At 68.1% G+C, this 16,927-nt stretch carries 16 protein-coding genes and 6 tRNA genes; 11 read left to right on the plus strand and 11 right to left on the minus strand.

The genetic code is table 11. The features are described from left to right. Positions 1–5 precede the first annotated feature (5 nt). Positions 6–773, minus strand: a complete 768-nt coding sequence (locus WFQ67_RS12685) for a hypothetical protein (protein ID WP_337057055.1) — start codon at positions 771–773, stop codon at positions 6–8. Positions 774–1,005: 232 nt separating this feature from the next. Between WFQ67_RS12685 and WFQ67_RS12690 the strand changes: the two genes are divergently transcribed. The 6 genes from WFQ67_RS12690 (at position 1,006) to WFQ67_RS12715 (ending at position 1,567) form a co-directional block, all read left to right on the plus strand. Continuing rightward, positions 1,006–1,081 (plus strand) — tRNA-Glu (locus tag WFQ67_RS12690). 28 nt (positions 1,082–1,109) lie between these two features. Further along, positions 1,110–1,185: transfer RNA gene (locus tag WFQ67_RS12695), tRNA-Gly, on the plus strand. 32 nt (positions 1,186–1,217) lie between these two features. After that, positions 1,218–1,293: transfer RNA gene (locus WFQ67_RS12700), tRNA-Glu, on the plus strand. A 7-nt stretch (positions 1,294–1,300) separates the two neighbouring features. Next, a tRNA-Gly gene (locus WFQ67_RS12705) sits at positions 1,301–1,376 on the plus strand. A gap of 32 nt (positions 1,377–1,408) precedes the next feature. Then, a tRNA-Glu gene (locus WFQ67_RS12710) sits at positions 1,409–1,484 on the plus strand. 7 nt (positions 1,485–1,491) lie between these two features. Then, positions 1,492–1,567: transfer RNA gene (locus tag WFQ67_RS12715), tRNA-Gly, on the plus strand. A gap of 57 nt (positions 1,568–1,624) precedes the next feature. Here the strand turns inward: WFQ67_RS12715 and WFQ67_RS12720 are convergent. Both WFQ67_RS12720 and WFQ67_RS12725 read right to left on the minus strand, forming a co-directional pair. Beyond that, positions 1,625–2,635 carry an ABC transporter substrate-binding protein gene (locus WFQ67_RS12720; protein WP_213625304.1) on the minus strand — a complete coding sequence of 337 codons (1,011 nt, stop codon included), beginning with the start codon at positions 2,633–2,635 and terminating at the stop codon, positions 1,625–1,627. Positions 2,636–2,845: 210 nt separating this feature from the next. Then, on the minus strand, positions 2,846–3,733 hold the full coding sequence (locus WFQ67_RS12725; protein ID WP_337057056.1) for a LysR substrate-binding domain-containing protein: 888 nt from the start codon (positions 3,731–3,733) through the stop codon (positions 2,846–2,848). A gap of 109 nt (positions 3,734–3,842) precedes the next feature. Between WFQ67_RS12725 and WFQ67_RS12730 the strand changes: the two genes are divergently transcribed. The 3 genes from WFQ67_RS12730 (at position 3,843) to WFQ67_RS12740 (ending at position 6,119) form a co-directional block, all read left to right on the plus strand. After that, positions 3,843–4,586: a sulfite exporter TauE/SafE family protein gene (locus WFQ67_RS12730; RefSeq protein WP_337057057.1), complete on the plus strand. Its 744-nt coding sequence runs from the start codon at positions 3,843–3,845 to the stop codon at positions 4,584–4,586. 48 nt (positions 4,587–4,634) lie between these two features. After that, positions 4,635–5,426 (plus strand): AraC family transcriptional regulator, encoded by a 792-nt coding sequence (locus WFQ67_RS12735; protein WP_213625301.1) that lies wholly within the window; start codon positions 4,635–4,637, stop codon positions 5,424–5,426. Between the two features lie 78 nt (positions 5,427–5,504). Further along, positions 5,505–6,119, plus strand: a complete 615-nt coding sequence (locus tag WFQ67_RS12740) for a LysE family transporter (RefSeq protein WP_173180267.1) — start codon at positions 5,505–5,507, stop codon at positions 6,117–6,119. A 37-nt stretch (positions 6,120–6,156) separates the two neighbouring features. Here WFQ67_RS12740 and fahA read toward each other — a convergent pair whose 3' ends face one another. Continuing rightward, complete coding sequence (gene fahA, locus WFQ67_RS12745; RefSeq protein ID WP_213625299.1) at positions 6,157–7,452, minus strand: fumarylacetoacetase; 1,296 nt, start codon at positions 7,450–7,452, stop codon at positions 6,157–6,159. 3 nt (positions 7,453–7,455) lie between these two features. Continuing rightward, positions 7,456–8,748, minus strand: a complete 1,293-nt coding sequence (gene hmgA, locus WFQ67_RS12750) for a homogentisate 1,2-dioxygenase (protein ID WP_213625298.1) — start codon at positions 8,746–8,748, stop codon at positions 7,456–7,458. A gap of 102 nt (positions 8,749–8,850) precedes the next feature. Here hmgA and WFQ67_RS12755 point away from each other — a divergent pair, with 102 nt between their 5' ends. Further along, on the plus strand, positions 8,851–9,639 hold the full coding sequence (locus tag WFQ67_RS12755; RefSeq protein WP_337057058.1) for an IclR family transcriptional regulator: 789 nt from the start codon (positions 8,851–8,853) through the stop codon (positions 9,637–9,639). A 168-nt stretch (positions 9,640–9,807) separates the two neighbouring features. Here WFQ67_RS12755 and hppD read toward each other — a convergent pair whose 3' ends face one another. From hppD to WFQ67_RS12785, 6 genes are all read right to left on the minus strand, one after another. Beyond that, a complete protein-coding gene (gene hppD / locus WFQ67_RS12760; protein ID WP_213625296.1) occupies positions 9,808–10,884 on the minus strand; it encodes a 4-hydroxyphenylpyruvate dioxygenase in 1,077 nt (358 codons plus the stop codon). 164 nt (positions 10,885–11,048) lie between these two features. Further along, a complete protein-coding gene (maiA, locus tag WFQ67_RS12765; protein WP_173180262.1) occupies positions 11,049–11,684 on the minus strand; it encodes a maleylacetoacetate isomerase in 636 nt (211 codons plus the stop codon). A 257-nt stretch (positions 11,685–11,941) separates the two neighbouring features. After that, positions 11,942–13,258, minus strand: a complete 1,317-nt coding sequence (locus WFQ67_RS12770; protein WP_337057059.1) for an MFS transporter — start codon at positions 13,256–13,258, stop codon at positions 11,942–11,944. 231 nt (positions 13,259–13,489) lie between these two features. Then, positions 13,490–13,846, minus strand: a complete 357-nt coding sequence (locus tag WFQ67_RS12775) for a hydroxyisourate hydrolase (RefSeq protein WP_213625293.1) — start codon at positions 13,844–13,846, stop codon at positions 13,490–13,492. Further along, positions 13,843–14,349, minus strand: coding sequence for a nucleoside deaminase (locus WFQ67_RS12780; RefSeq protein WP_337057060.1), 507 nt, complete (start codon positions 14,347–14,349; stop codon positions 13,843–13,845). Before WFQ67_RS12780 ends, WFQ67_RS12775 begins: the two co-directional genes overlap by 4 nt. Positions 14,350–14,388: 39 nt before the next feature. Next, a complete protein-coding gene (locus tag WFQ67_RS12785) occupies positions 14,389–15,726 on the minus strand; it encodes a nucleobase:cation symporter-2 family protein (RefSeq protein WP_337057061.1) in 1,338 nt (445 codons plus the stop codon). A 159-nt stretch (positions 15,727–15,885) separates the two neighbouring features. Between WFQ67_RS12785 and WFQ67_RS12790 the strand changes: the two genes are divergently transcribed. Further along, entirely contained in the window at positions 15,886–16,800 is a 915-nt protein-coding gene (locus WFQ67_RS12790; protein WP_337057062.1) for a LysR family transcriptional regulator, read from the plus strand. Positions 16,801–16,927: the final 127 nt, after the last annotated feature.

Here is a 16,927-nt window from a genome sequence, read left to right on the forward strand (position 1 = left end):
GCCTGTCAGTCGTAGATGTTCTTCTTCTTCCAGGTGTCTTCATCGTCCAGGGATTTCAGCGCTTCGCCGAGCTCGCTGGGTTCGTCGGCGGCCGGCTGCTTGTCCAGGGCCAGGGCATTGGCGCGGGCCAACTGGTTCTGCAACTGCTGCAGCTGGTTCTGGTACCGGGCGGGTTCCGGCTGTTTCTGCAGGTACTGCACGCCGCGCTCGAAGGCCAGGCGTGCCTGGCGTGGCTGGCCTTCCTGCAGGGCCTGGAGGCCGAGGTTGGTGAAGAACTCGATATGCAGCTGCACCAGCATCCCGCGGATCTCGTTGACCCAGCGCTTGGCATCGTTCACCGGCATGAACCCATCCTTGGCGGAGCGGGTCAGCTGGCCGTGCAGGGTTTCCAGCTGGAAGCGGATTTCCTTGGCCTGGGCTTCGTTGGCGATCTTCAGGGGCGCGTTGCGGATCGGCATCGCCTCGCCCTGGGCAACCAGGCCGCGCAATTCCTCGGCCTTGACCTTGAGCTGTGCATTGCCCTTGTCCAGCGGCAGCAGGCGCTCGCAGAACAGCAGTTGCAGGCGGGTGAGCTGCACTTTCAGTTCAGGCGTCATGAACTGGCCGGGCAGGCTGTCGGAGAGGGCGCTGGTACGGCGCAGCCTGTCGTTGAGATCGGCGCGCAGGCGCGCTTTCTCCAGCTTGCTGTTCTCCACCATATGGTTGGCGTAGCCGATGATCAGCAGTACGACCAGGCCGGCTATCACCATCAGGGTGATCACGAGTGGCGACATCTTTATACAGCTCCCGTGTGCGTTTTCTGCGGGAGTGTAGAGGGTTGGCCACCCTGCTGATAGCTCCGTGTCAGTTTTTGACCTGAACCCTTTGATTTTAAAAGTTTTTTGCCGAAGGGTTGACGGGTGCTAAAACGCTCCCTAGAATGCGCGCCACTTCGACGCGAAGCCTGAGGGTAAAAGCGACGAAGGCCGGAAGAAAGCGTAAAAGCTGTTGTAAGCTCCGGGCCGCGTCCCCTTCGTCTAGTGGCCTAGGACACCGCCCTTTCACGGCGGTAACAGGGGTTCGAGTCCCCTAGGGGACGCCACTTCATGGCGTTACGTTGTAGTTGCAATGCGGGAATAGCTCAGTTGGTAGAGCACGACCTTGCCAAGGTCGGGGTCGCGAGTTCGAGTCTCGTTTCCCGCTCCAGATTTTCAAGCAATGCTTGTCCAGTGTTGTTTGTCCCCTTCGTCTAGTGGCCTAGGACACCGCCCTTTCACGGCGGTAACAGGGGTTCGAGTCCCCTAGGGGACGCCAGTTTCACGCGGGAATAGCTCAGTTGGTAGAGCACGACCTTGCCAAGGTCGGGGTCGCGAGTTCGAGTCTCGTTTCCCGCTCCAGTTTCACAAGCGATGCTTGCCAGGTTTTACCTGTCCCCTTCGTCTAGTGGCCTAGGACACCGCCCTTTCACGGCGGTAACAGGGGTTCGAGTCCCCTAGGGGACGCCAGTTTCATGCGGGAATAGCTCAGTTGGTAGAGCACGACCTTGCCAAGGTCGGGGTCGCGAGTTCGAGTCTCGTTTCCCGCTCCAGTTAAACGAAAACGCCGCTCATTCGAGCGGCGTTTTCGTTTGTGCGTCTTTTGCCCCTCAGAGCCCGGCAGCCACCTTGGCGCGGGCTTCTTCGGGCAGCCAGTTCTTCCAGGCATCGGGATGGGCGCGCAGGTAGTCACGCGCGGCATCGCGGGGCGGCTGGCGCTTTTCGCTCATGGTCGCCAGCGCCTGGTTCAGGCCGTCGATGGGCAGGTCCACCTTGGCGAACATCTCCACCAGGTGCGGGTAGCGCTGGCGGAAGGATGCGGATACGCCGATCGCCAGGCGCGCCGGCAGTGAGCGGGTGCCACGCGGTTTGGGGTGGCTGGCGTCGGCCAGGGTCTTCCAGGCTTCGGCGTCGAAGGGTGGCTCTTCCAGCTTGATCAGCTTGTAGCGACCCAGCAGGGGCGTCGGCGACCAGTAGTAGAACAGCACCGGCTGGCCACGGCGGATGGCCGAGGTGATCTCTGCGTCCAGGGCCGCTCCGGAGCCGGTGCGGAAGTTCACGTAGCTGCCCTCGAGCCCATAGGCCTTGAGCTTCTGGCTGTTGACCGTCTCGGAGGTCCAGCCGGTGGGGCTGTTGAGGAAGCGTCCCTTGTCCGGCGCTTCCGGGTCGCGGAACACCGCCTTGTAATGCGGCAGGTCCTGCACCGAGCGCAACCCCGGCGCCGCCGCCTCGATGCCGCGCTCGGCGTCACCTTCAATCACATAGGCCGGTACCCACCAGCCTTCGTCGGCGTTCTTGACGATGTCGCCCAGGGCGAACACCTTGCCCTCCTGCTCGGCCTTGACCCACACCGGGCTGCGCCCCGGCCACTCCTCGCCTATGACCTGGATGTCGTCCTGGGCCAGTGCGGTTTCCAGGCTGACGGTGCTGCCGGGCAGGGTGTCCGTCGGGTGGCCGTAGCCCTTCTCGACCACCAGGCGGAGGATCTCGGTGATCAGGCTGCCGCTTTCCCACGTCAGGTCGCCGAAGTGGATCGGCTCGCGCGGGTCCGCCGTTGCGCCCTGGGCCAGCAACGCGCCGGCGAGCAGGGCGCCGCCCAGCAGGTGCTTGATCGATCGCATGGGGTTCTCCAATCGCTTGCGGGGGGCGCATCGCCCGCCGCTACGGGAACGAAGGTTAGACGGCCCGCGCCCTGTGCGCCTGCGCGGCTTTCGTCATGCAACGGTCACCTCGTCGACATGAATCGGTCGTCATGGGGCCCTAGTCTTGCGCCTACACATCGTGCTCCTGATTCACTTGCGGCCGCCTTCGGGCGGCCTTTTCTTTGCCTGTCAGCTGCCGAGCAAGGCCTCGGCCAGGCGGGCGGCGGGCGGCGTCAGGGCATCGAAGCGCCGTGCGCAGAGGTGCAGCTGGCGGGTGGCCCAGGCATCGGCCAGGGGCAGGGCGCGCAGCGCATGGCGATCCCGGGAGCGGTGCAGGGTGGCCTCGGGCACCAGGGCGATGCCCACGCCACGGGCCACCAGGTTCAGCACCGCGTCGAAATCGCTGACCCGCAGGCGCAGGTCGAGGTGGCGACCGGCTTCCAGGGCCTTGCCGGCGATGTGCTGCTGCAGCGGGTTGTCCCGGCCCAGGCCGATGAAGGCGCGGTCCAGCAACTGCTCGAAGTGCAGCGGCTGGCCGTCATCGAGGCTCGCGTCGTCCAGGCGCGTCACCAGCAGCAGGCGGTCGATGCGCAGGGGGCGTGCTTCCAGGGCGGCCAGGTCGGTGTTGTTGGCCAGGACCCCGAGGTCCGCCTGGCCCCGGCTGAGCGCTTCGACGATGGCGTGGCTGGGCTTTTCCTCGATATCCAGGTCGATCTGCGGGTGCGCCAGCAGGAAGTCACCCAGCACGCCGGGCAGGTGCTCGGCCAGGGCGGCGGTATTGCCCAGCAGTCGCACCCGTGCGCGCAGGCCGCTGGCGAAATCGCCCAGCTCATCGGCCATCAGCTCCAGCTGGTGCATCACCGAACGGGCGTGGTGGGCCAGGGCGTGGCCGGCCGGCGTGGGGCTGACCCCATGGCGCTGGCGCTCGAATAGCGCTGTGCCGAGGCTTTCCTCCAGCCCCTTGAGGCGCGCACTGGCCGATGCCAGGGCGAGGTGGCTGCGTTCGGCGCCGCGGGTGATGCTGCCGGCGTCGAGGATGTCGAGGAACAGCTTCAGGTCGATCAGGTCGTAGCGCATCGTGTTCTTCCAGGCTTCGTCCAGGGCGTAGCCTGGGCTCGGGAATCACAGATTCAGCCCTGGCGCGGCATCGCGCAAGCTGGTGCCATCCTCCTTGTCGGTATCCGCCATGCTGCTGCTCTTCTCCTCTCTGGTTTTCCTGCTCGCCGGCCTGGTCAAGGGTGTGCTCGGCATGGGCCTGCCCACTGTGGCGATGGGCCTGCTGGCAGTGGTGATGACGCCGGGCGAGGCTTCGGCATTGCTGCTCGTGCCTTCGCTTCTGACCAACCTCTGGCAACTGTTCGGCGGGCCGGCGGTGCTGCCGCTGCTGCGTCGCCTCTGGCCGCTGCTGCTGGCGCTGGCCCTGGGCACCCTGGTGACCACGCGCTGGCTGGTCGAATCGGCCAGCCCCTGGATTCCCGCTGCGCTCGGCGCCTGCCTGCTGGTCTATGGCGGGCTCGGGCTGTTGTCCTTTCGCGCGCGGGCACCGCAGCGGCGGGAGGGCGCCTGGTCGGCGCTGGTGGGGCTGCTCACCGGGCTGGTGACGGGCCTTACCGGCGTCTTCGTGGTCCCCGCCGTGCCTTACCTGCAGGCGTTGGGCCTGCCTCGCGAGGCGCTGATCCAGGCGCTCGGCCTGTCCTTCACCGTCGCCGCCCTGGCGTTGGGCCTGGGCCTGTTCATCCACGGTGGCAGCCAGAGCCCGGACCTCGGCCTCACCTGGCTGATGCTGCTGCCGGCCCTGCTGGGCCTGGAAATCGGCCGGCGCATCCGCAGGCGCCTGAGCGAGGCCATGTTCCGCCGGCTGTTCTTCCTCGGCCTGCTGGCCCTGGGGGCGCACTCGCTGTTGCACGGGTTGATGCTTCTGGCCGGGTGAATCGCCGGGGCGTTATGCTCGGCGCCTCCCGTCCCTCGAGTTCCCTCCATGCTCCATAGCCGACAGGCCTGTCTCGGCCGCCTGGAAGTCGCCAGCAACAGCGGCACCGGCCACGCCTTCGCCAAGCACAGCCATGACGAGTGCGTCATCGGCGTGAATCGGGTGGGCGAGGAGCAGGTGTGGCTGGATCGGCGCAGCTTCCGTGCCGGTGCGGGCGACATCACCCTCTACAACCCGGGGCAGATCCAGGGCGGCGGGGTGAAGGAGGGCGAGCCCTGGCGCTATGTCGGCCTCTACGTGACCGCCGGGCAACTGGCCGATGACCTGGGCCTGGCGCGGGTGGAGTTCCAGCGCGCCTGCATCCACCAGCCCGATCTGGCCGCCAGCCTGGCCGACGCGGTGGAGCGGGCGCTGGGCGGCGACGCCCTGGTGCGCGAGCGTGCGGAGGAACGCCTCCTGCTGTGGCTCGGGCAACTGGTGCAGCGCAGCGCCGGGCCCCTGCCGGATACAGCGGCGGTAGGCATGGGGCCGGTGACGCGGGTGCAGGAGTTGCTGGCCGAGCGGCTGCAGGACAGCCCGAGTCTCGATGAGCTGGCCGCCGAGCTGGGCCTGTGCAAGTTCCACCTGTTGCGCGCCTTCCAGAAGCACACCGGACTCAGCCCCCGGCAATGGGCCATGCAGTTGCGCACCCGTCGCGCCCGCGGGTTGCTGCGTGCCGGCTGGTCGGCCACCGATACGGCCCATGCCCTGGGCTTCGCCGACCAGAGCCACCTCAACCGCCACTTCCGTGCCGCCTATGGCATCACCCCCGGCGAGCTGAAGCGCCTGTTCAACGCCTGAGTGCAATCCTGTCCAAGTCCGCCGGCGGGGGCGGGGGCAGAATGCGCCCATCCGTCTCGTTCATCGCTCGAGGTTCCCATGCTCCTGCTGTTCTGTTCGGCCTTCGCCTTCGGCGTGGTCTTCTGCCTGTCTCCCGGCGCCGTGCTCGCCGAAACCCTGCGTCGCGGCCTGCTGCACGGCTTCCGCCCGGCGCTGCTGGTGCAGTTCGGTTCCCTGGTGGGGGATGCGGTCTGGGCGGTGCTGGGCCTGGCGGGCCTGACCCTGTTGCTCGGCCAGGAGCAGGTGCGCGTGCCGCTGACCCTGGCCTGCGCGGCCTACCTGGCCTGGCTCGGGCTGCGCAGCCTGCGCGATGCCTGGCAACTGCCGGAGGAGGGGGACGCCACCGAGCACGAAGGGCGCGGAGCGCTGCTCACCGGCGCGGCGATCTCGCTGACCAACCCGAAGAACATCGTCTACTGGGGCGCCCTGGGCACGGCGATGGCGGGAATGATCGGCGGTGCGCCGGACATGGCCCAGACCGGCGTGTTCTTCGCCGGCTTCATGACGGCCTCGCTGGCCTGCTGCTTCCTCTGCGCGGCGCTGGTGGACTGGCTGCGGCGCAACAGCTCGCCGACCTGGCACCGGGTCAGCCACGGGTTGTGCGGGGTGTTGTTGCTGGTGATGGCGGCGCTGGCCCTGCGCGGGCTGGCCTGAAGAGGCGCGGGCCCGGATGGGCCCGCGTCGGGAGGGGTCAGAGCACCCGGCCGCGGCACTCGCCGAAGCCGATGCGCACACGGCCTTCGCCTTCGCACCAGGCGCGCAGGATCACCTCGTCACCGCTTTCCAGGAAGGTGCGCTGCTCGCCGCTGGCCAGCGACAACGGCTGCTTGCCGCCGAAGGTGCTCTCCAGCAGGCTGCCGAAGGCGTCGGCCTCGGGGCCGGACAGGGTGCCGGAGCCGAACAGGTCGCCCGGCTGCAGTTTGCAGCCGCCCACCGCGTGGTGCGCCACCAGTTGGGCCACGGTCCAGTACATGTGCTGGGTGTTGCTCAGGGCCAGGCGCTGCGGCTGCTGGCCGCGTTCACGCATGGCGGCGGTCTGCAGCAGCACCTCCAGCTTGATGTCGAAGGCGCCACGGGCCTGGTCGTTGGCGTCCAGCAGGTAGGGCAGCGGTTGCGGGTCGCCTTCCGGGCGCGCGGGCTGGGCGGTACGGAAGGGTTCCAGCGCCTCGGCGGTCACCACCCAGGGCGAGACCGTGGTCGCGAAGTTCTTCGCCAGGAAGGGGCCCAGCGGCTGGTATTCCCAGGCCTGCAGGTCGCGTGCGGACCAGTCGTTGAGCAGGCAGTAGCCGGCGATGTGCTGCTCCGCCTCGCCGATGGCGATGGCCTCGCCCATGGCGTTGCCCCGGCCGATCCAGATGCCCAGCTCCAGTTCGTAGTCCAGGCGCTTGCTCGGGCCAAAGTTGGGTACTTCGGCGCCCGGCGGCAGGGTCTGGCCATTGGGGCGGTGCACCGGGGTGCCGGAGACGCACACGGTGGACGCGCGGCCGTGGTAGCCGATGGGCACGTACTTGTAGTTGGGCAGCAGCGGGTTGTCCGGGCGGAACAGGCGGCCGACGTTGTTGGCGTGGTGGATGCCCACGTAGAAGTCGGTGTAGTCGCCGATGCGTGCCGGCAGGTGCAGCTGGCAGTCGACGGCGGCCGGCAGCAGTTCGGCACCGAGGGCTTCGAGGCGCGCCTGGGCGGGGCTGCCTTCGGCGAGCAGCTCCTGCAGCTGGCGGCGCAGCGCGCGGCGGGCGTTGGCGCCGAGGGCGAAGAAGGCGTTGAGGTCTTCCCCGGCGGCGACGCGCGCGGCGTCCGCCGCTTCACCTTCGAACAGGCCGGTGGTGGTGGCGACCTTGAGGTCGAGGATCTGCTCGCCGATGGCCACGCCACCGCGCGGGGTGCCGCCCACCGGGCTGAAGATGCCCAGGGGCAGGTTCTGCAGGGGGAAGTCGGGGTGGCCGTTGGCGGAGGCTATCCAGCTGCGGCGTTGGTCTATCTGGGTCATCGGTCAGTTCCTGCCATTGAAGGTCTTGGCCATGCCGTTCCAGCAGGCATCGTAGTCGTTCTGCAACTGCGGGCATTCCAGGGCGTAGCGGGTGGGGCGCAGCACGCGGCCGGTTTCGAACATGAACGCCATGGTGTGATCGAGCTTGTGCGGCTTGAGTTCCGCGTTGATGGCGGCGGTGGTGCTGGCGTTGTCCGGGCCGTGGGCGCTCATGCAGTTGTGCAGCGAGGCGCCGCCAGGGGTGAAGCCGCCGGCCTTGGCGTCGTAGGCGCCCTGGATCAGGCCCATGAACTCGTTCATCAGGTTGCGGTGGAACCACGGCGGGCGGAAGGTCTTCTCGGCCACCATCCAGCGCGGCGGGAAGATCACGAAGTCGACGTTGGCCATGCCGGGGGTGTCGCTGGGCGAGGTCAGCACGGTGAAGATCGACGGGTCCGGGTGGTCGTAGCTGACCGTGCCGATGGTATTGAACAGGCGCAGGTCGTACTTGTAGGGCACGTTGTTGCCATGCCAGGCGACCACGTCCAGGGGCGAGTGGTCCAGTTCGGTGGCCCAGAGCTCGCCGAGGAACTTCTGCACCAGGGTCACCGGGGCGTCGATATCCTCGAAATGCGCCACCGGGGCGAGGAAGTCACGCGGGTTGGCCAGGCCGTTGCTGCCGATGGGGCCGAGGTCGGGGATGCGCAGCGCGACGCCATGGTTCTCGCAGATGTAGCCCCGGGCACTCTCGTCGAGGAGCTCGACGCGGAACTTCATGCCACGCGGGATCACCGCGATCTCCAGGGGCTCCACGTCCAGCAGGCCCAGTTCGGTTGCCAGGCGCAGGCGGCCCTGTTCGGGGACGATCAGCCATTCGCCATCGGCGTTGAAGAACACGCGTTGCATCGAGGTGTTGGCGCGGTAGATGTGCACGCTGACGCCGGACGCCTGTTCGGGGTCGGCGGTGGCGGCGATGGTCAGCAGGCCGTCGATGAAATCGGTGCGCTCGGCGGGGGTGTCGTGGGCGTCCCAGCGCAGGCGGTTGGGGTCGATCGGGCCCAACTGGCGGCCGGGGATCTGCCGCTCCAGGCGCTGGAAGCGCGGGTGCGCGGCGGATGGGCGGATGCGGTACAGCCAGGTGCGGCGGGCCTCGGCGCGGGGCACGGTGAAGGCGGTGCCGGAAAACTGCTCGGCATAGAGCCCGTAGGGCGCGCGCTGGGGTGAGTTCTGCCCGGCGGGCAGGGCGCCCGGCAGCGCTTCGCTGGTGAACTGGTTGTCGAAGCCGGACTGGTAGGCGAGGGGCAGCGAGGAGCTCATGAGAACCTCTGTGTTTTATGTAATTGAATTACGGATAACGTAATTTGAAAGCCTGAGGGGGTCAAGCTATAACAGCGCCTCCATTGCCAACCGAGGTAGTAGATGGCCATCCAACGGGACGATGCCGAGGCGCCCAAGCGGCAGAAGGTGCAGGCGGCTGAAGTCGGCACCGACATTCTCAAGGGGCTCGCCGAACTGGCGCCGGCCACTTCCCTGTCACGCCTGGCGGAGCATGTCGGCATGCCGGCGGCCAAGGTCCACCGCTACCTGCAGGCGCTGATCGCCAGCGGCTTCGCCGAACAGGACGCCGCCACCAACCACTACGGCCTGGGGCGTGAGGCGCTGTTCGTCGGCCTCGCCGCCATCGGCCGGCTGGATGTGGTGCGGGCCGCCACGCCGCAGCTGTCGGAGCTGCGCGATGCGCTCAACGAAACCTGCTTCCTGGCCGTCTGGGGCAACAAGGGGCCGACCGTGGTGCATGTCGAGCAACCGCTGCGCGCGGTGACCCTGGTCACCCGCGTGGGTTCGGTGCTGCCGTTGCTGGGCTCCTCCACCGGCCTGGTGTTCGCCAGCTACCTGCCTGACGCCGAGACGGCGCCGCTGCGCGAGGAGGAGGCCGGCCTGCCCGGCGTGCCCGACGCCAAGGCGCTGCGCAAGCAGATCGCCGAGATCCGCGCCAGCGGCCTGCATCACGTGCATGGGCTGCTGATGCCGGGAGTGAACGCGCTCTCCGCGCCGGTGTTCGCCGTGGGCGAGCAGATCGCCGGGGTGATCACCGTGGTCGGTGCCGCCAGTGGCTTCCAGGCCGAAGCCAGCGGCCGGGCGGCGCAGTTGCTGAAGCAGGCGGCCGAATCCATCACCGCGCGCATGGCGGGTGTTCGCCCGGCGTGAGCGAGGCCTGGTCCGTAGGATGGGTAGAGCGAAGCGAAACCCATGCGGTTGGCGCTGTGCGGTGGTAGTTCGCAGAGCTCGCGGGATGCCGCCTTACCCATTCTGGAGTCGCGGGTGATGCCCATGGAAAAAGCCCGCTGATGCGGGCTTTTTCGTTGCGGCGGTGAATCACTCGGTGGCGAGCACGCCCCGGCGGATCTGGTCGCGTTCGATGGATTCGAACAGCGCCTTGAAGTTGCCTTCGCCGAAGCCATCGTCGCCCTTGCGCTGGATGAACTCGAAGAACACGGGGCCCATCAGGGTCTCCGAGAAGATCTGCAGCAGCAGGCGGCGGTCGTTCGCATCGGCGGAGCCGTCGAGCAGGATGCCGCGGCTCTGCAGCTGCTCCACCGGCTCGCCGTGGTTGGGGATGCGCCCTTCGAGCATCTCGTAGTAGGTGGTCGGCGGTGCGGTCATGAAGCGCATGCCCAGGGCCTTGAGCGCGTCCCAGGTCTTGACCAGGTCGTCGGTGAGGAAGGCCACGTGCTGGATGCCCTCGCCGTTGAACTGCATGAGGAACTCCTCGATCTGCCCGGCGCCCTTGGAAGACTCCTCGTTGAGCGGGATGCGGATCATGCCGTCCGGCGCGGTCATGGCCTTGGAGGTCAGGCCGGTGTACTCGCCCTTGATGTCGAAGTAGCGGATCTCGCGGAAGTTGAACAGCTTCTCGTAGAAGTCCGCCCAGTACGCCATGCGGCCGCGGTACACGTTGTGGGTCAGGTGGTCGATGATCTTCAGCCCCGCGCCCTTGGGGTTGCGGTCCACGCCTTCGATGAACTCGAAGTCGATGTCGTAGATGGACGAGCCCTCGCCGAAGCGGTCGATCAGGTACAGCGGCGCGCCGCCGATGCCCTTGATCGCCGGCAGGCGCAATTCCATCGGGCCGGTGGGGATCTCGATCGGCTGGGCGCCCAGCTCCAGGGCACGGGCGTAGGCCTGGTGCGCATTCTTCACGCGGAAGGCCATGCCGCATACGGACGGGCCGTGTTCGGCGGCGAAATAGGACGCGAGGCTCTTGGGCTCGTTGTTGAGGATCAGGTTGATCTCGCCCTGGCGATACAGGTGCACGTCCTTGGAGCGGTGGGTGGCCACCTTGGTGAAGCCCATGCTGGCGAAGATCGGTTCCAGCAGGTTCGGCACGGGCGATGCCAGCTCGATGAATTCGAAGCCCATCAGGCCCATGGGGTTTTCAAAGATGTCGGCCATGTTCTGGCTCCTTGCAGTGGCGCGCGGCGGCGCCTGAATCGGATGAAAGTCGGTGTGGCGGCGATTCAGGCGTGCGATGGCGGCGCGCAGGAGACTCCGCGCACGCTGCGGGCGAGAAAATCGCCGATGGTGACTTTGAAACCGAGGGTCTGCATGTGCGCTCCTCAGGCCGGCTTGTCGGCCTGGGCGTCCGGGTGGGCGGTGCGGAAGGCCGGATGTTCAAGGGCCAGGCGCTCGACCCTGAGAATACGCGGGTAGCTCGCCAGGTCCACGGCAAAGCGTCGGGCGGCGTAGAGCTGGGGCAGCAGATAGACGTCCGCCAGGCCCGGCTGGGCGCCGAAGCAGAAGCCGTCGTCGCCGATCAGTGCTTCGACGGCGGCCAGGCCTTCGCTGATCCAGTGGCCGATCCAGGCGTTCACGCCGTCCTCGTCGGTGCCCATCTTGCGCAGGCGGTTGAGCACCGCGACGTTGTGCAGCGGGTGGATGTCGCAGCCGATCAGCGCGGCGACCTGGCGCTGGCGTGCGCGCTGCAGCGCATCGCCCGGCAGCAGGGGCGGCTGCGGGTGGGTCTCTTCGAGGTATTCGATGATGGCGGGTGACTGGATCAGCACCTCGCCGGAGTCGGTGCGCAGGGCGGGGACGCGGCCCTGGGGGTTGATCGCGCGGTAGGCCGGCTGGTGGTGCTCGCCGCCGTCGCGGATCAGGTTGACCGGTACGTGCCGGACCTCCAGCCCCTTCAGCGCGAGCGCGATGCGCACGCGGTAGGACGATGTGGAGCGGTAGTAGGTGTACAGGTCCATGGCAGGCACTCGCAGGGCAGCGCGTCGGTCGGCAGGCTCACCGCTGACGCTGTTGTTTTCATAATTTATTTACACTCTGCGTAATTTTTGACGCTGCGGCAAGTCCGGCGTTCGAATAATCCGCTCGCCTGGGCATCCGGACGTTCGAGTCCCCGGGCGGGCGGGATGTTCCGCCGCAAGACAGCGACAGGGCGCCTGCCCCGTGCGCGGGCCTGCGGGGCTGAGCGCCGTCGGCCTGTGCCGGGGCGCGGCGGCTGTCATTCCGGCTGGTAGTCCAGGGAGCGTCGGGACGACTCCGGCAGTGCCAGGCCACCGGCCAGCGCCAGCAGCGCAATGGCGATCAGGTAGAGGGCCGGTGACAGGCGGTCGCCGGTCTGCTCGATCAGCCAGGTCGCCACCAGCGGTGCGGTGCCCCCGAAGGCCGTGTACGCCAGGTTGTAGGTAAATGCCGAGGCGGTGTAGCGCACCTGCGTCGGGAACTGTTCGGACAACAGCACCGCGGTCACCACGCCGCAGATCACGGCGCCCACCGCCAGCAACGCCGCTCCCAGTGCCGAGGCGAGCAGGCTGCCTGAGCCTGCCAGCATGAAAGCCGGATAGACCGCGATAACCAGGCAGGCGCATGCCGTGAAGATGGTGCGCCGACGCCCGACCCAGTCCGAGTAGCGCCCCGCCAGCGGGCACAGCAAGGCGGCGAACAAAAGGGCCATCAGGCTGGCGAGCAGGGCGGTCGGTCGCGAGGCACCGCCGACCACCTGCATGTAGGTGGTGAGGTAGGTGGTGAACGTATAGAACGACAGCGCAGTGGCGGAAATGAAGGCCGACAGGCAGAGGATCGTGCGGCCGTGCCCCTGCAGGGTTTCCTTCAGTGGCGAGTGGGCGGCCTGCGGGGCCGCCGCCAGGGCACGGAACGCCGGCGACTCGTCCAGGTGCAGGCGCATGTACAGGCCGATCAGCCCCAGGGGCGCGGCGACCAGGAAGGGCACGCGCCAGCCCCAGCCCTGCATCTGGGCCTCGGACAGGAGCAGCCCCATGCCGAACACGATGCCGGCGGCGGCGGCAAAGGCCATGAACGTCGACACCGGGACGAAGCTGCCATAGCGGGCCTTCTGCTCGGGAGGCGCGTGCTCCATGACGAACGCGCAGGCGCCGGCGTACTCCCCGCCGGCGGAAAAGCCCTGGATGCAGCGGGCCAGTGCCAGCAGCAGCGGGGCGAGCAGGCCGATGGACGCATAGGTCGGCAGGAGGCCGATCAGGGTGGTGGCCGCGGCCATCAGCAACACCGTGATGGCCAGGATGCGCTTGCGCCCGACCTTGTCCCCGAGGATGCCGAAGACGATCCCGCCCAGCGGGCGCAGGGCGAATGACACGGCAAACACGGCGAAGGTCTGCAGCAACGCGAGGGAGGCATTGCCCGGTGGGAAGAACAGGCTGGCGATGGTCACCGCGAGGAAACCGTACACGGCGAAGTCGAACCATTCGACGAAGTTGCCGATGGCCGAGGCGGCGATGACCTTGCGCAAGGTCGCCGGATCGACGGACGAGGTGGCGTGGGAAATATCCTGGATGGTCATGGTCGCTCCGAGCCTGCCGATGGTCGCAAACGCATCGGGCCTGGGCCTTTGCGTCCCCCTGACGGCAACCTACCGGGCCTGTCCGTGGCATTAGCCCCCGGATGCGACCCTCAACCAGCCGGCAGCGACGTCGGCACGACTCGTCAAACTCCAGCAGCTAGCGCAGCGCACCCTCGTGCAGGGGTGCGCCGGCATATCCATGGCGGGTGTCGGTGCATGTGGCGGAAAGGCTCAGGCACCGCCCCGGAAGCAGGAGACGCCCCAGGCGGTGAGCTTGAAGGGCAGGTGGTAGTGCTGCCCCGTATCGGCGATGCCGAAGCGGTAGACGAGCAGGTCGAGGAAGGCCGGCTCGGGTAGGACCATGCCCTGGGCGCGGTAGAAGTCCGCCACCCGCAGGCTGACTTCGTAGACGCCCGCGCTGCAACGCCCGGCTTCGTCGGCCAGCCCGGCGAGCAGGCCGTCCGCGCCGATGCGCCCGGCGTGGATCAGCTCGCGACGCTCGCCTTCCAGGCGCTCCACCCGCAGCTCCAGCCCTTCGGCGACGCAGCCACGGGCGACGTCGACGACATGGATGGAAAGGCCCTTCACGTCCAGAAGCCCTCGTGGGGGACCGCCGCTTCATGTTCCAGCATCGGCCCCAGCACCGTGACCTGGCGCTGGCCGCGGGCGAACACCTCGCGGCAGGGCAGGGAGAAGGTCGGGTTCTCCGGGTGGGCCCCGGTCAGCCCCAGCAACGCATGTTCCGAGAGGGCGTAGACCACCCGGCCGACGCCGGTCCAGTACACCGCGCCGGCGCACATGCAGCAGGGCTCGGCACTGGTGTAGAGGGTGCATCCGGCCAGGGCCTCCGGGCCCAGCAGGCGTGCGGCCTCGGCCACCGCCACCAGTTCGGCGTGCTGGGTCGGGTCGCCTTCCGGCGGCATCGAGTTGTTGCCGGCACGGGCGATCACCCTGCCGTCGCGGTCGGCCACCAGGGCGGCGAAGGGATGGCGGCCGCGCTGGCGCGATTCCCGGGAAAGGCGGATGGACTCGCGCAGCAGCTCCAGATCGAGCTCGGTGACCCCGGCAGGGACCAGTTGGGTGAAGGTCATGGGTGACTCCTTGGCAGTGGGTGCGCAGGGCGCGGGAAGTCAGTCGGCGAGGTCGGCCGCGCCCTGGGCGTGCGGCTCGCTGCGCTCGCGACCGTTGAGCAGCAGGTTGAGAACGATGGCGGTGATGGCGCCGAGGAAGATGCCGCTCTCCAGCACCAGCTTCAGGGCGCCGTGGGCATGGGCGAAGAGGGCGGGGAAGGACATCGGCAGCACGCCGACGCTCACCGAGACGGCGACCACGATGGCGTTGCGCGTGCCTTCGAAGCGCACCCGCGACAGCTCCTGGATGCCCGCCACGGTGGTCATGCCGAACATCACGATGGCGCCGCCGCCGAGCACCGGCGTCGGCACTGCGGCGATCAGCGCACCGAGCTTGGGGAACAGCCCCATCGCCACCATGATCCCGCCGGCCGCGGCCACCACGAAGCGGCTCTTGACCTGCGACAGGGCGATCAGCCCGGTGTTCTGGGTGAAGGCGTTGTAGGGAAAGCTGTTGAACAGCCCGCCGATCACCGTCGACAGGCCGTCCGCACGGAAGGCGTTGCCCAGGGTGCGTGCATCGATCGTCCTGCCGGTGAGCTGGCCGATGGCGAGGCAGTTGCCGGTGGTCTCGGCCATGATCACCAGCATCGCCAGGGTCATGATCAGGATCGGAGTCAGCGAGAACTGCGGCACGCCAAAGGCCATGGGGGCGGAGAGCTCGAACCAGGCCGCCTCGCCGACACGGCTGAAGTCGGTCATGTCGCATGCCGCCGCCAGCAGGCTGCCCAGCAGCAGGCCGATGAGCACCGCGAGATTGCCGATGAAGCCGGAAAAGCGCGCGTACACCACCAGGGTGATGGCCACCGTGGCCAGGCCCAGCAGCAGGTTGGCCGGGGCGCCGAAGTCCGCCGCGCCGGGGTTGCCGCCTCCGAGCCAGATGGCGGCGGCAGGCATCAGCGAGATGCCGATGATGGTGATCAGGCTGCCGATCACCACCGGTGGGAAGAAGCGCAGCAGGCGGCTGAACACCGGCGCCAGGGCGATGGTGATGGCACCGGCGGCGATCACCGCGCCGAACACCTGGGCCAGGCCGTACTCCTTGCCGATCATGATCATCGGCGCCAGGGCGATGAACGAGCAGGCCTGCACCAGCGGCAGGCGCGCGCCGAACTTCCAGAAGCCCAGGGTCTGGACCAGCGTGGCGATACCGGAGGTGAGCAGGTTGGCGTTGATCAGCAGGACGATCTGCGCATTGCTCAGGCCCAGGGCGCTGCCGAGGATCAGCGGCACCGCCACGGCGCCGGCATAGAGCACCAGCACGTGTTGCAGGCCATAGGTGAGGAGCTGTCGCACAGGCAGAAGCTGGTCGACGGGATGGGGCGTGGGGTGGCTCATGGGGGCGTTCTCCTGAAGGTGCAACGTTTCTTGTTATGGGATTCGGGTTGCCCAGCGTTTCGAGGAGGCAGTGCTGGCTCGCCCGCATCTTCAGGGGCTTGATGGCGATGGTTCAAATGAATAACCATCGTCTTCATCGATGGTTGGAGGGGTGGTGCGATGCGGTTTTCTCTCGATCAGCTGCAGGTGTTCGTCGCCGTGGTGCAGGCCGGGTCCTTCTCGGCGGCGGCGCGGCGCCTGGGGCGCACCCAGTCCACCGTCAGCGCCGCCATCGCCAACCTGGAGGCCGACCTGGGCGTCGAGCTGTTCGACCGCTCCACGCGCATTCCCGGTCTCACCGCTGCCGGCCATAAACTGCAACTGGAGGCCGAGGCCGTGCTGGAGCGCTGCCTGGCGTTGCAGGGCCATGCCGACAGCCTGGCGGGGGAAACCGAACCCCACCTCACCCTGGCCATCGAGGTGCCCTACAGCACGGTGATGCCGGTGTTGTGCGAGTTCGAGCAGGCCTTTCCCCATGTCGACCTGATCGTCCGCCACCCGCACAGCGGCGATGTCGCCGGCATGCTCCAGCGCGGCGAGGTGGAGCTGGGCATCGCCTTCTCCCAGCCGGAATACCCGCGTGAGCTGGAGTTCCAGCAGATGGGCAAGCTGGTGATGGCCCACGTCACCCATCCCGGACATCCACTGGCCCAACGCGACGGGGTCAGCTTCGCCGACCTGCACGCCCACCGCCGCCTGGCCTTCAGCGCCCACGCCAGCAAGCTGCCCAGCAGCGAGTACCTGCGTGCCACGCGCCTGTGGCAGGCGGAAAGCTACATGGCGCTGGTGGAGATGGTGCGGGCCGGCCTCGGCTGGGCGACCCTGCCGCGCCAACTGGTGCAGCGCGAGTTGGCCGCTGGCGAACTGGTGGAGCTGCAGCTCGCCGCCTACCCCTTCACCGACTGGCTGGTGGGCGTCGACCTGCTCTGGCAGCGCCGCCACGGGCGCGGCCAGGCACAGCGCTGGCTGCGCGAGCGGCTGATGCGCAACAAGGTGTTCGAGCTGGACAGCCAGGGGCGGGCGACGACGCTGTGAAGTGCGCGGCAGCCCGGTTCAGCGCTCGGTGCTGATAGGGCCGCGCGTCGGTGCGGTGCGCGTCCCGGGCTGAAGCCCGGGCTACGGGGCGAGGCTAGGCGATGCGGTCGGTCGGGCTGAGGTGCGA

The organism is Pseudomonas sp. USHLN015 (genome assembly GCF_037153275.1).
Taxonomy (GTDB): domain Bacteria; phylum Pseudomonadota; class Gammaproteobacteria; order Pseudomonadales; family Pseudomonadaceae; genus Metapseudomonas; species Metapseudomonas tohonis.

What these genes read in the sequence shown, in the direction of transcription:
- hmgA (WP_213625298.1), bottom strand. Translation starts at nt 8,748, where the DNA reads ATGAGCTCCTCGCTGCCCCTCGCCTACCAGTCCGGCTTCGACAACCAG.
- WFQ67_RS12740 (WP_173180267.1), top strand. Translation starts at nt 5,505, where the DNA reads ATGCTCCTGCTGTTCTGTTCGGCCTTCGCCTTCGGCGTGGTCTTCTGC.
- WFQ67_RS12785 (WP_337057061.1), bottom strand. Translation starts at nt 15,726, where the DNA reads ATGAGCCACCCCACGCCCCATCCCGTCGACCAGCTTCTGCCTGTGCGA.
- WFQ67_RS12685 (WP_337057055.1), bottom strand. Translation starts at nt 773, where the DNA reads ATGTCGCCACTCGTGATCACCCTGATGGTGATAGCCGGCCTGGTCGTA.
- WFQ67_RS12730 (WP_337057057.1), top strand. Translation starts at nt 3,843, where the DNA reads ATGCTGCTGCTCTTCTCCTCTCTGGTTTTCCTGCTCGCCGGCCTGGTC.
- WFQ67_RS12790 (WP_337057062.1), top strand. Translation starts at nt 15,886, where the DNA reads ATGCGGTTTTCTCTCGATCAGCTGCAGGTGTTCGTCGCCGTGGTGCAG.
- WFQ67_RS12770 (WP_337057059.1), bottom strand. Translation starts at nt 13,258, where the DNA reads ATGACCATCCAGGATATTTCCCACGCCACCTCGTCCGTCGATCCGGCG.
- hppD (WP_213625296.1), bottom strand. Translation starts at nt 10,884, where the DNA reads ATGGCCGACATCTTTGAAAACCCCATGGGCCTGATGGGCTTCGAATTC.
- WFQ67_RS12755 (WP_337057058.1), top strand. Translation starts at nt 8,851, where the DNA reads ATGGCCATCCAACGGGACGATGCCGAGGCGCCCAAGCGGCAGAAGGTG.
- WFQ67_RS12720 (WP_213625304.1), bottom strand. Translation starts at nt 2,635, where the DNA reads ATGCGATCGATCAAGCACCTGCTGGGCGGCGCCCTGCTCGCCGGCGCG.
- fahA (WP_213625299.1), bottom strand. Translation starts at nt 7,452, where the DNA reads ATGACCCAGATAGACCAACGCCGCAGCTGGATAGCCTCCGCCAACGGC.
- WFQ67_RS12735 (WP_213625301.1), top strand. Translation starts at nt 4,635, where the DNA reads ATGCTCCATAGCCGACAGGCCTGTCTCGGCCGCCTGGAAGTCGCCAGC.
- WFQ67_RS12725 (WP_337057056.1), bottom strand. Translation starts at nt 3,733, where the DNA reads ATGCGCTACGACCTGATCGACCTGAAGCTGTTCCTCGACATCCTCGAC.
- WFQ67_RS12780 (WP_337057060.1), bottom strand. Translation starts at nt 14,349, where the DNA reads ATGACCTTCACCCAACTGGTCCCTGCCGGGGTCACCGAGCTCGATCTG.
- maiA (WP_173180262.1), bottom strand. Translation starts at nt 11,684, where the DNA reads ATGGACCTGTACACCTACTACCGCTCCACATCGTCCTACCGCGTGCGC.